Below are 12313 nucleotides of genomic sequence, written 5' to 3'. Positions count from 1 at the left end.
ATTCCTATGCTGGTTACATTTTTAACGATTTATTATAAGCATACGCTCGTCTTTGCCGCCGATACACGAAACCAATCCCGAGCAACAGTACGCCCATAACCCCAAAACCAAAGGAAAGACCTATCACTGTACTAAGTGTACCGAATAAAACCGGATTCGTTAATTGAACAATGCGATTTGACATGGTCCTAATACTCATCCCCATTCCCTGCTCCTCCGGTTGAACAGCTTGAGAGACCATGATTAAACCCATAGGCTGATTAATTCCTGTACATGCTCCCCATATGAAAATAATACCTGCGATAAGCCAGAAATCAGGCTCTAATGTCAATAACAGCAAACATACTGCACCGCTGAATATACTTATCAACATAATCCGGTGGTGCCCGAGAGCATCCATTAAATAGGACGTACAGGGCCGAATCAGTAAGGCCGCCAGCGCAGATATGGAGAGGATCGTCCCGATTTCGCTATACGTTAATCCGATATTCGAAAAATACAAAGGTAAAAAAGTAGTGCGAAGATCGACCAACATAAACAATACGCCATTTAGCAGAATAGCCACCGAAAAGACTTTGTTCTTTCGCAATAGCAAGTACCCGCTTCCGTAGCTCTGCATGAATGCTTGCTTCCATGTCTCCGCTTTCCCTGAAGTGTACGTAACGCTCCCCTTGTTCGGAGCCGGAATCTTTAACGCCAGAAGCATTCCCATCAGACTGATCGCAGTAAAAATCCAAAAAACAAGCTGAAACCCGCCAAGTTCCGAAAAGAATCCTCCCGCTGCCGGACCTGCCAATTGTGCAATCGAATTATAGAACGTAAAGCTTGAAATCATTCGATTGCCTTTGCCGCTGCCTTGCTGAGCAGTGGCTGAAAGTGATGCTGCAGCTTGAAGTGCCCCCCAAGAGAACATCCCCCCGACTCCGCTAATTAATTGTCCGCATAAGACAATTGAAATGTTGGAATAAGATCCTCCACCGATCAAATAGGCCCCGCCACTGATCAAGCTTAAGAAAGAACCGACGGTCACAGCTCTCCGTGCCCCCATCTTATCAATCCAGCTTCCAACCGGCATTGCAAAAACAATCGGAATTATAGAATTTAGTGCCATAAATAAGCCCACGGCTAGTGACGAAAAGCCCTGATCGTCAAAGAACAGTGCCATAGTGGGACGCACCATACTGAAGCTTAGCCAATACAAAACAGCTGATAAAAAAATGAACGACATGCTGTTCAAAGAAAAGATCCGACTCCATTTTGATATATTTTTCATCAAGCCCTCCTTGAAGCACTCATTTCTGCTCTTCCTTACCTTACCATTTCAAATATAGGTTTTTTTAATTTTACTTAATCACTTGAAATGAAGTAAAATATCAGAAATTTATGATTCTGTCTATTTATTCGTATAATAAAACAATAAGAGACAATATTCGCATAGGATTGGAGTCGGTTAGAACAGCAGAGTAGCTGTTATTACAAGAATTTTCTTTGACAACCGCGCTCGTATATGCTAAATTACTACCTATAAAACAAAGTAATTTCATAGGAATGCTGACCATATGGATGGAAGCCTTCTTCTCTCGTATTTTCATGAGAGTTAAGAAGGCTTTTTTTCATTTGGAGGTTGTATGCTTCCTCAATGGAGGTTAGTTTGATTTTTGGATTTGGTTTAATTTAAACAACTAAGAGATGGAGGTAACAATATGGCAAAATCGGTAACACTTTATCCACTTGGCGTCGGAGATGCCTTCACTGCGCGACATTTTTTTGTGAACTGCTTAATCAACGTGGACGGTCGTGAGTTCTTCATTGACTGCCCGGCTTATCTAGGAAAAATGTTTCATTATAACAATGAGAACGGGGAACAGCAACTCGAGCTTAATCGTTATCGCGAGCTGTTCATTACTCATATGCATGCAGACCATGTCGGCGGACTCGAGGAACTCGCATACTTTCAGTATTACAAAACCGAGAACCCCGTTAAGCTCTATGGTCCAGACTGGCTGCTTCAAGACATTTGGTCTCATTTACGTCCAGCACTTGAGCCTTCTGTGCGTGAAGGAGGCGGGCTTGCTAACTTTGACTGGTTTTTTGACCCGGTTCCGATTGATCATTTCCATGATTTCGGGGACTTCAAAGTCAGCTATACCTACACGCGTCACGTCCCGCGAACGCTAGCTTTCAAATTCGACTTTGGTAATTTCAAGCTTGGTTATGCCCCGGATACAGGATTTGATCATGATTTAATTGCTTGGCTTAATGAGTGCGATTTAATCATCCACGATGCATGGTTCGGCGAAACGGAAGCATTAGGAGGAAACATTCGTAATCTTCACACGCCGATTGCTGATTTGTTAACACTACCAGAGGATTTTCAACGGAAAACGCTCCTGTGCCATTATGCAGACACAGCCTATAGTGACAGTACGGAGAATCCAAGCGAAGAGATTGGTGCCTACCGTTTATTACAGCAAGGAAAAGTATACAAGTTGGTATAAGGTCAGAAATTGCAGGTGATAGAGTCATTTATCCAGGTTTTACGTGAAGCGCCCCAATATAACCCTCACAGATCATCTGTGAGGGTTAATTCATTTCCCTGCTTACCCGTACACTTTTAATTTAAAGCTTGTTTCAGAGCTTTTCCTGCTGAGAAAACCGGAACTTTACCAGCAGGCAGTTCTATTTCTTGACCTGTTTTACGGTTTCTTCCCATACGCGCTTCACGATCACGTACATCAAAATTACCAAAACCATGGAGCTGAACGTCTTCACCTTGTTTTAAAGCATCAAAAATCGAATCCAACACAGAGGCAACCGCCATTTCTGCATTCTTTTTTGAAAAACCGCTTGATTTTGCGACTTTTTCTATTAAATCGTCTCGATTCATTCTTAACACCTCGCTTCATTTTAATATTATATTCCATTACACAACAGTACATGCCCCTTTCATCACTCTAGAGGGTCTACTCGAACAAAAGAAAAGCTGCTCCTACAACGTTAGGAGCAGCTTGATGCGCATCTTAATAAATTTTCGTAACGTTCTCAGCCTGCGGTCCGCGGTTACCTTGTGTCACATTAAACTGAACACGTTGACCTTCATCCAACGATTTATAACCGTCACCTTGGATCGCACTAAAATGAACGAATACGTCGTCTCCGCCTTCAACTTCGATAAAACCAAAACCTTTTTCAGCGTTAAACCATTTTACTGTACCTGTTTGCATTGTAGTTCCTCCAAAAACAAATTTGTAACATGATCATTTTCCGTAAAATAAAAAAATTATACCTTGAAAATAATTCCATCATAAAATGTCCTTATTTGAGGCGCAACCTCATATTCGGTCCGATGAAAATAATATACATTTTGAATAAATAGGGATATAATGAATTGAAGTAAAGAAAGTAAAGAAAGTAAAGAACTTAAATTTTCCAAGCTTATACAAATATCTAAATCGTAGGAAACTAAAAGAAGGGTGAATAAGTTGGAAATTTCCAGAATCAGCAGTAAAGGACAAGTCACCATTCCCAAGAGCATTCGTGAATTATTAGAAGTCGATGCGGGGGATCGTATTCTTTTTATAGAGGAAAATGGACGAGCCTATATAACCAAAGCCAGCTTGGTTGCGCTCAATGATTTTCAGCTGACCATGGCAAGGGGTGCTAGAAATCAGGGGATTTCCAAACAAGAATTTGAAAATAAACAGGAAACAAATCAGGAGAATTCCTGGGGCAAGCCCAGGGATAAGAAACAGGTATGAGAAATGAAGAAGCGAAGATCAGAGATTTCTCGGAATTAAGGATTGGGAGGAAAGATAAACATGAAGGTGGAATTATGGTTTACGCCACAGGGACAGCAAGCGATCAATGAATTCGAGAACCATGAGATCATCGAGTCCTTCACAAGGCATATGAAAACACTAACGAAGAAGTATATGGTGCTCACTTCGGTGCCCCTCGACGAGAATCAGGATATCGCTTCCGCGGGTGTTCTGAATGTGCTGGTGCAAACAAAATCTGTGGAAGTGGACATGTTTTTTCGCGAGTTGGGAAGGGATATGAAAAATCCGCTGAACAAACGGTTTGACGGCAAGCTGGGCAACATTTTCAAGGTGAAAGTGGTCAATGAAAAACCTTCGGTATGATGCGCCACCTCTCCATGCTAATCATGGGATGGTCAGTTACTACTCAGTTGGACCATTTGGAGATCCTAGATTTCATCTAAGATCTGTGATATAATAAATTATTGGTTTATATGGAAAACTAAGTCATGCCCTATAAAACGTATCGCGGAATTAAAGGGATACATTTTATAAGGTGTGATTTTTTTCTTTGTGCAGCTCAAAACAATGAATGACATGAGGTGATCTATCTTGTTCACACAAAATCAATGGCTTGACCATCAAATCGATTTTGATAACGCCATGTTTTTGAGAGTACCGGTTTCAGTTTGGCGCGGAAATACATGTATTGATTACGGCGGGTTTATTAAAAATCATGATATTGACGCCGTTTTTATCGCTGGCGATTATTTCCTCAAAAAGGAATTCGGCTTTAAGGTAAGATAAGCACTAAATGGGATGCTAAAGGGTCGTGCCCTAAAGTCGTATATCGGTGATTCGCCCCGCTAATTCCGGTATTCAGCCCTCCAAAGCCCTCGTACTTTCTAATGGCATCATAAGGGACCGACCCAAGTAAAATGTGTTCATAGCTTTTGGGAACTAATTTACGCATAAACTTGTCCCCATCCGCTGCCTTGTCAAATCTAAACTTGTCATTCGCTAAAAAGTACTGTCTGGCACACTGCAGAGCCGTTGCAAAAAAAAAGAAATTTTACATCCAGACTGTCTAACCCGGTAACGGCTTCAAAATCACGTTCCAGATCATCCAAAATGGCTCTCGAATTACTCGCAACCTGCGCGACCCTGTCAGACTCCCGAATGATTGTATCCATATTTTCAAGGCGCATATTACTCTTCTGACTTAGTGCTTCTCGTCTTTGCTTTAGTTCACTGAACTTATCCATGCCATCCCCATTATTCTAAGTTAGTTTGAATTTTTTAACCAATGAGCAGGAACTTTTAAGTAATGAGGTAATCTAGTATCTTTATTACCTTTAGCCGAGTTAACTTGAGCTTGAGTAAGAAAAATACATCCGGTAAGATTTGCACCTGATAAATCAGCATCTCTTAAGTCTGCACCAATAAAATCCACTTTTCTTAAGTCAGCCCCCCTCAAATTAGATGCAATCAACAATGCCCCTCTTAAATTCATACCTCGTAGGTTAGCACCTTTTAAATTCGCACCTATAAAATCCTTGCGTATCTTGCTTTTCTTATTACTTTGAATGAATTCTTTTCGAATTAATTCACTTGTTTTGAGTAATAAATTATTCACGATTTCTCTGTGGGCGGGTACATCTAAATTTAGAATATCTTTCGGATTAAGATTAGTTAGAGATAAAGTTTTATCAAAAACGCTTTGCAATTCATTCTGGATGGGTTGAGTTTCTTCTAAATCTAAAGCTTGACTTAAGTAGCAAAGCATCTCATGCAACTGTTGAACAATAGGAAATACTGCAAACATTTCCTTTGATAACTCTGGATTCCTTCGCCAATCATTACCTTTGAAAATTTCTTGTGAAACATGTTGTCCTGCACCAAAACATTCATAGGAAACACACCCATGAAAACCTTTATCTCTTAGATGTTCATGTATGCTACAACGATTATCTGGACACAAGTTACGACAAGGGACTCCGCCTTCTTTATTAAAAGCAAAATCTGCTGATTTTGTATAGGGTAATGCCACACAACATAACCCAAAACAATTTTCACAGTCAGACTGCAATGTACTATTCAAAAAACCACTTCCTAAATTAATTCTTATTATAAAGCCAATAAAATATAATTTAATTTTGCAATCAATAATAACTTAAATCTGTTCATTTTAAAAGCTCACAATCCAGCAGTACACTGCTCCATACTTATCCTCCGTAAAATAAAAAGGCCCACCTTGGTACGCATTGTTAAGAGGCGTGGTGGGATCTGTTGATCTCGTTTTACAGGAATTGGATGACAGCGTCAAAGTATGTACAGCATCGAGGGTAAGCCGGAAGCTGCATGCCCAGATTCACCAATTACTTCTTCATCCACGTATCTTCAGGATTCCAATCCAAGGCATTGGTTGTAAACATCCCGAGGTTCTGTACTTTAGGTGTAAAGGCGATACCATTTATCAGACTAAACGTTGGGAAACTAATGGCGTATTCATCAAAGACTACTTTTTGCAGTTCAAGAACTGCTTTTTTTGAGGATTCAAAATCAGGCGCGGTTCTTGCATCAGCCAGCAGCTTTTCTACCTTATCCGGGTGGATGATGCTTTTCGCATAAAGTGCTGCGTCCTTGCTCAACAATCTGTTCATCTGGACTATCGTACTAGGTGACAACACTCTATAACTCATAACCATCCCGTCCCACTTATCTCCAATCAGAGCGACCCACTTCGGAGTATCCACACTGATCACTTGAGCATCAATACCTACCTTGGCAAGATAGCTTTGAATAGCGGTCATTTCTTGTACCCTAGGTGCATCCGTTGTGATCTTCGTCTTGAAGCCGTTCGGATACCCTGCCTCCGTCAGCAATTGCTTCGCTTTTTCAGGATCGTAAGGAAATCCCTTCACATCCGGATTGTAATACTGGTGCGAAGAGTTATTCCATTGGTTCGTGGGGACAGCTAATCCTCTCAAGACCGAGTCGGCAATTGCCTTTGAGTCGACTGCATGCATAGCCGCTTGCCTAACCTTCACATTGGCAAACGGGGAATCAGGATTGGCGCTGTCAAACATTAGCCCAACACCTACTAAGGCCCCGGCTATCTTCTCATCCGAGCGGGTCACATATTTTCCTGACTTCTCCAACTCGATATAATCATCAGCATTCATTTGCGTAAAAACATCAGCTTTTCCAGATTTAAATTCAATTGCTGCCGTGTTTCTGTCATAAATAAGGGAGTACTCTATGGCATCCAAATAAGGCTTGCCATTTTGCCAATAGTTTTCGTTCTTCTTAAACTTTAAGGAAACATCCTTCTCCCAACTCACAAACTTGAAAGGCCCCGTACCTACAGGATTGTTGTTGGCCCACTCTTTACCATTCTTTGTAATAGCTGTGGGCGATGCCATCTTGACGTAATAGGCTACAGATTCAAGCAAGCTGTTATTCCATTCTACAAGATTCAGTCGAACGGTGTTCTCATCGATAACATCGATCGACTGTATACCATTGACCTCAGCTCGCTTTGCTTTCTGGTATTCTTCGATATTCCACTTCACGGCTTCCGAATTAAAGTCGGTATTATCGTGAAACTTGATCCCCTTCTTTAATTTAATAGTAATCGTTTTCATTTTGGGATCGGTTTGCCAGCTTTCTGTCAACCACGGTGTAATCTTTCCTGTTTCGTCATAGCGACCAAGCGTTTCAAACACAGGCTGAACAAAGTACAAATTGGAGGATACCCGTTGATCTGCCGGATAACCGATATTGGTAATATTGTCGACCCAAATCATTCTTAACGTGCCCCCATGGCTCGGTTCTGAACTCTTCAGATCATTCGATGCTTCCAGTTTAGAAGTTTCTTGCTTACTGGTTTCTTTGGTGCAACCGGCTAGTACCACGGAGATCAACAGACAAATTGTGAGGCTGGCATAGATAAGCTGAGCCACTCCTGACTTTTTTCCCATTTGAACGTTCCCTCTTTCGGTTTAAGTTTTCTGTGGATTTACGGTTCCGATATGCTGTTACCGCCAATCTTAACCCAGACACCGTTCAACAGACAGCAAGAACCTCCTCTCCGGCTAGAAAATGGGGGGATTTTGCAACATGGCGAGAATCAAGGTAATGCCGGCAGTACGCGCAGCCTCTTCGATCCAGCGGGACAAAGCGATCTCATTAAACGTGTATAAAGCGCTTACATTTTGAAGCGGATACACAGCAACATCTACTAGCGGCAATGGATTCGAGGCAAAACCTTTCGTTGGATTTATGATGGACCTATTCGTATGTTACTTCAATTACTTGTGAAATTGGTGTGTTTTTTTTATGAATATGTGTGCTTTTTTAATTTTATTGTTGTATCTACTTTTGCAGCGCAAAGAGGCTGCCTCGCGGCAGCCTTCATTCCTTACAACGATACTATGGACTTATGATCTGCAGTCGTCCTGTTAGCAGGCGCATGTCACTACAGGTTGGACGATAGTAGTCTTTGCCGGAGCTCCTCGGGAATCGGCTCGGCCTTCAGCTTACCGCCATTCAAGGAAACCCAAGCCCGAATTTCGTAGCCTTCCGCAACCAGATTCTCCCCGAGATAAAACGTATGCTCGATCTTAAACACTTTGTTTTTCACTTCCGACACCACGGATACTACCTTCACCCAATCATCGAAGTTCAGCGGCCGGCGAAATTGGCAATGAGCTTCAACTAGCGGAGTTCCCAGACTCTCGTTTTGCTGCTTTCTTGTAGGAAACCCGATGGCTGCAAACATCTCATGGAAAGCCTGATCCATCCACTTATAGAAATTCGGATAGTAGACAATGCCCGCCGCATCCGTTTCAGCGAATCTAACCTTAAATTCCCAAACACTTTTATACATGGCAGCCTCCGATTAAACTTTCCCTATTCCATAGGGAGCACTCTTCTCCGGGGATAAAACGCTTTCATTTCAGCGCCTTTATTTGTACATGTAACTCAATGACTTGCTTGTTTCAATATGGCTTCTTTTAATTTTAACTTTTGAATTTTTCCGCTTGCTGTAGCTGGCAGACTCTCCGTAAACACCACTTGCTTGGGAACCTTGTAATCCGCCAAATGCTGTTTAACGTATGCCAGCATTTCTTCATTTGACGATTGTTCATCCGCTTTTAACTTAATGACGGCGCAAGCAATTTCCCCCATCACCGGATCGGGAAGTCCGATGACCGCGGCTTGCAGCACTTTCGGATGCTGGTACAAGATTTCTTCAATCTCTCCCGGATAAATGTTATATCCGCCGCGAATAATCATCTCTTTCTTGCGTCCCACAAAACGAATATAGCCGTCCGGCTGCATAACCCCCAGATCTCCCGTATAAAACCATCCGTCTTGGTCGATGACCTGGCTCGTTTGTTCCGGATTGTTATAATAGCCTTTCATCACTCCAAAACTTCTGCAAGCGATTTCGCCAACTTCTCCAAAAGGAACCGGTTCCCTGCTGTCATTAACAATTTTGGCTTCGGCTCCGGGAATCGCTTTGCCTATCGTTTCATGAATGTTTTTCTCCGTGTCCTGATAGGCTGTAATCGTTAATGAACCGATTTCGGACATGCCGAAGGAGTTGCAAATGTTCATCCTCATTTTTTCCTTGATCGCCCTTATCGTTTCCGCAGGACACGGAGCCCCGCCAACAACCCCTGTCCGTAAAGAAGACAAATCATAGCTTGCAAAATCGGGATGATTTAATTCAAGAATATACATCGTCGGCACCGCATGATGAACGGTTACTTTTTCTTGTTGAATGAGCTCCAACGCCTCTTTGGCTTTATAAACGTCCATCAGCACGATTTTCGATTGCATCGAAATCGCCGCAAACAGATTGATTCCCATGCCAAAAATATGGAAAAGCGGAGCAGGAATGAGGTAAACATCCTCCGGGCTGCTATGAATACTCTCCCCGATGGTTCTGCCCGACCAGACCATGCCCCGATGGGTAAGCATGGCTCCTTTAGGAAAGCCGGTTGTTCCCGAAGTATAGAGAACACAAAATACATCGCGCACAGGGTCAATTTCCACTAACGCAGGTACATGGTTCCCCGCCTGTTCAATCAGGCTTTCAAGAGAAATGATGCCCTCCTTGTCGAAGCGGACGGAAACCACACCCTGAACCAGGGGAGCAACGGATTCGACCCCAACCTGCTCGTCGAATTCGGCGCTAACAAAGAGAAGCTTGATTCCTGAATCCTTGATGATATGCTGCGCTTCGTGCAAACGATATTTGGTGTTAAACGGGACCAGGATGGCCCCGATTTTGGCAACGGCAAAATAGATCGCAACGGTTTCATGCCAATTGGGCAAGCTTACCCCCACGCGGTCGCCTTGTTTAATTCCCTTCGCGTCCAAAGCGGCGGCGATCCGGTCGGTTTCCTGCAGCAGCTCGGCATAGGTCAGCCTGCGGGTTCGATCGTATACGGCTTCTTTATCAGGCCTCTTTTGAGAGGACGCTTCCAATAATTGATATACATTTAATAATTCGCATTGACTGCCGGACATCTAACGACTCCCCCTCTAGAGTCTTTCCCAGATGGCTGCAATCCCTTGGCCTCCACCTATGCATACGGAGGATACCCCGTATTTTTTCCCTCTGCGGCCCAGTTCATAGAGTAAAGACAAGCTGATTCTAGTTCCCGAGGCGGCTAGAGGATGCCCCAGGGCAACAGCCCCTCCATTCACATTACCGATCGACGGATCGAAGTTCAGTTCCTTCTGACAAGCTAAATATTGGGCGGAGAAGGCTTCATTGATCTCAACCAAATCCAGTTGATCTATGGTCATACCCGCCTTCTCTAAAGCTTGCCGGATCGCTGGAACCGGACCGATCCCCATGTATTTCGGATCGACCCCGACGACTCCCCAAGAGACCAGGCGCGCGATGGGCTTCAATCCTTTTTGGGCGGCGTAGCTTCCCGATGCGACAATGACAGCTGCCGCCCCGTCATTCATCCCGCTTGCATTCCCGGGCGTCACGACCCCATTTTCGATAAAGCGCGGCTTCAATTTGCCCAATTGCTCCAGACTCGTTTTTCGCGGATGTTCATCGGTATCAATGATTTTAATTCCCTTCCTATCCTGCACGGAAACCGGGACAATCTCTTCGGCAAAATAGCCTTTCTCGATTGCAGCTAGTGCACGTTCATGACTGGACAACGCGTGCTGATCAATCTCCTCGCGCGAAAGCTCATACTTTCGGGCGAGATTTTCTGCTGTAACGGCCATCGTGCACTCGCCGTATGTGTCATAAAGTCCATCCCATAACCAGTCTTCCATCACAGGAGCGCCTAACGCCTTGCCCCAGCGGGTGCCCCGGATGACATGCGGCACCTGGCTCATGCTTTCCGTTCCTCCGGCCAGGACCACATTAGCTTCACCCGTGAGAATATATCGGGCGGCGGTAAGAATGGACTCCAGGCCGGTTCCGCACAGGCGGTTAATCGTCAAGGCCGGGACCGGGATGGGAAGACCCGCTTTCAAACCGACATGGCGCGCCAACAGGTGGGCATCCCGGCTCGATTGCTGAACATTACCGAACACTACTTGGTCGATCTCTTCCGCCTCGATCTTCGCTTTCTTGATTGCCTCTTTGGCCGCAGCAACCCCTAAATCAGTTGCGGAAATATCGCGAAACGAGCCGCAAAATTCCGCAAACGCCGTCCGTGCGCCTTCCAGCAAAACGATATCGGTATTGTTATCCATCGCTTCTCATCTCCCAAGGGCTTTCTATCGACCGACGTAAACAGGCTTGCGCTTTTCGAAGAAGGAAGCCATTCCCTCTTTTCTGTCCTCGGTCTCGAATGTAATGCCAAAACAAACCGTCTCGATGGTCAATGCGTTGTTCAGATCGGTATCGGCTCCGGTATGCAAGGCGGTCTTCATCATCTTCAGGGCAACCGCCGGTTTCTCGGCCAGCTTCGCCGCCCATTCAAGCGCTGTGTCCATCAAGCTTTCCAGCGGCACCACCTTGCTGACCAAACCGTAAGCCTGCGCCTCCTGCGCTTTGATCATATCGCCAAAATAGAGCAGCTCTTTAGCCCGCGCTTGCCCAATGAGCCGCTGCAGCCGCTGTGTACCGCCCCCGCCGGGGATGATCGCCAAGTTGATTTCCGGCAAGGCGATTTTCGCGTTCTCCGAGCAAATCCGGAAATCGCAGCATAGGGCGAGCTCACAGCCGCCTCCCAGTGCGAGTCCGTTGATGGCGGCAATGACCGGCTTGCCGATGTTTTCCAGTTTCTCGAAGGCTTTGCGTGAAATCCGGTTCATCCTGGCGATGCCCGCAGCGTCGAGTTCTTTCATTTCGCTGATGTCGGCGCCCGCCGCGAATGCGCGCTCCCCCTTGCCGGTAATAATGATGGCGCCAATGTCATCGTTATTTTCCAGCTCCTCCAGTATCTCATACAGCTCGCTGAAAAGCTTCTTATTCAAAGGATTCATCGGGGGCCGATTCAGGCTTAGCACCGCAACTCTACCGTTTACTGTCAGTTCCAGGGTTTCAAACTCCATCGTCTTGT

At 44.6% G+C, this 12313-nt stretch carries 14 protein-coding genes; 4 read left to right on the top strand and 10 right to left on the bottom strand.

Going from position 1 to position 12313, the window contains the following annotated elements; all coding sequences use genetic code 11:
- Positions 1-13: 13 nt before the first annotated feature.
- The gene (locus JMF85_RS11715; protein WP_201318225.1) at positions 14-1273 is read right to left on the bottom strand and encodes an MFS transporter; all 1260 of its coding nucleotides are present in this window, start codon (positions 1271-1273) and stop codon (positions 14-16) included.
- 430 nt (positions 1274-1703) lie between these two features.
- Between JMF85_RS11715 and JMF85_RS11710 the strand changes: the two genes are divergently transcribed.
- Positions 1704-2498: an MBL fold metallo-hydrolase gene (locus JMF85_RS11710; protein WP_127610805.1), complete on the top strand. Its 795-nt coding sequence runs from the start codon at positions 1704-1706 to the stop codon at positions 2496-2498.
- 116 nt (positions 2499-2614) lie between these two features.
- Here the strand turns inward: JMF85_RS11710 and JMF85_RS11705 are convergent, their stop codons facing one another.
- A complete protein-coding gene (locus tag JMF85_RS11705) occupies positions 2615-2887 on the bottom strand; it encodes an HU family DNA-binding protein (RefSeq protein ID WP_127610806.1) in 273 nt (90 codons plus the stop codon).
- Between the two features lie 133 nt (positions 2888-3020).
- Positions 3021-3224, bottom strand: coding sequence for a cold-shock protein (locus JMF85_RS11700; RefSeq protein WP_054799707.1), 204 nt, complete (start codon positions 3222-3224; stop codon positions 3021-3023).
- A 258-nt stretch (positions 3225-3482) separates the two neighbouring features.
- On the opposite strand from JMF85_RS11700, the gene JMF85_RS11695 reads away from it, so the two are divergent.
- The 3 genes from JMF85_RS11695 to JMF85_RS11685 all read left to right on the top strand — a co-directional run bounded on the left by JMF85_RS11695 (position 3483) and on the right by JMF85_RS11685 (position 4565).
- The gene (locus JMF85_RS11695; RefSeq protein ID WP_127610810.1) at positions 3483-3758 is read left to right on the top strand and encodes an AbrB/MazE/SpoVT family DNA-binding domain-containing protein; all 276 of its coding nucleotides are present in this window, start codon (positions 3483-3485) and stop codon (positions 3756-3758) included.
- A 60-nt stretch (positions 3759-3818) separates the two neighbouring features.
- Positions 3819-4142: a hypothetical protein gene (locus JMF85_RS11690; protein WP_127610811.1), complete on the top strand. Its 324-nt coding sequence runs from the start codon at positions 3819-3821 to the stop codon at positions 4140-4142.
- A 228-nt stretch (positions 4143-4370) separates the two neighbouring features.
- The gene (locus tag JMF85_RS11685; protein WP_054799706.1) at positions 4371-4565 is read left to right on the top strand and encodes a hypothetical protein; all 195 of its coding nucleotides are present in this window, start codon (positions 4371-4373) and stop codon (positions 4563-4565) included.
- Between the two features lie 206 nt (positions 4566-4771).
- On the opposite strand, the gene JMF85_RS11680 is transcribed toward JMF85_RS11685, so the two are convergent.
- The 7 genes from JMF85_RS11680 to JMF85_RS11650 form a co-directional block, all read right to left on the bottom strand.
- Positions 4772-5023 (bottom strand): hypothetical protein, encoded by a 252-nt coding sequence (locus JMF85_RS11680; protein WP_127610812.1) that lies wholly within the window; start codon positions 5021-5023, stop codon positions 4772-4774.
- Positions 5024-5043: 20 nt separating this feature from the next.
- Positions 5044-5859 carry a pentapeptide repeat-containing protein gene (locus JMF85_RS11675; protein ID WP_127610813.1) on the bottom strand — a complete coding sequence of 272 codons (816 nt, stop codon included), beginning with the start codon at positions 5857-5859 and terminating at the stop codon, positions 5044-5046.
- 277 nt (positions 5860-6136) lie between these two features.
- Positions 6137-7741 (bottom strand): ABC transporter substrate-binding protein, encoded by a 1605-nt coding sequence (locus JMF85_RS11670; RefSeq protein ID WP_201318224.1) that lies wholly within the window; start codon positions 7739-7741, stop codon positions 6137-6139.
- Positions 7742-8238: 497 nt separating this feature from the next.
- Positions 8239-8649, bottom strand: coding sequence for an acyl-CoA thioesterase (locus JMF85_RS11665; protein ID WP_054797147.1), 411 nt, complete (start codon positions 8647-8649; stop codon positions 8239-8241).
- 95 nt (positions 8650-8744) lie between these two features.
- A complete protein-coding gene (locus JMF85_RS11660; RefSeq protein WP_141334208.1) occupies positions 8745-10301 on the bottom strand; it encodes a class I adenylate-forming enzyme family protein in 1557 nt (518 codons plus the stop codon).
- A gap of 15 nt (positions 10302-10316) precedes the next feature.
- On the bottom strand, positions 10317-11501 hold the full coding sequence (locus tag JMF85_RS11655; protein ID WP_127607213.1) for an acetyl-CoA C-acetyltransferase: 1185 nt from the start codon (positions 11499-11501) through the stop codon (positions 10317-10319).
- 24 nt (positions 11502-11525) lie between these two features.
- Positions 11526-12305: an enoyl-CoA hydratase/isomerase family protein gene (locus JMF85_RS11650; protein WP_127607211.1), complete on the bottom strand. Its 780-nt coding sequence runs from the start codon at positions 12303-12305 to the stop codon at positions 11526-11528.
- Positions 12306-12313 lie beyond the last annotated feature (8 nt).

The organism is Paenibacillus sp. EPM92, assembly GCF_016586185.1.
GTDB classification, from domain to species: Bacteria; Bacillota; Bacilli; order Paenibacillales; family NBRC-103111; genus Paenibacillus_G; species Paenibacillus_G validus.
Note: the sequence above shows the minus strand (reverse complement) of the source record. Positions and strands in the feature narration are given on the sequence as shown.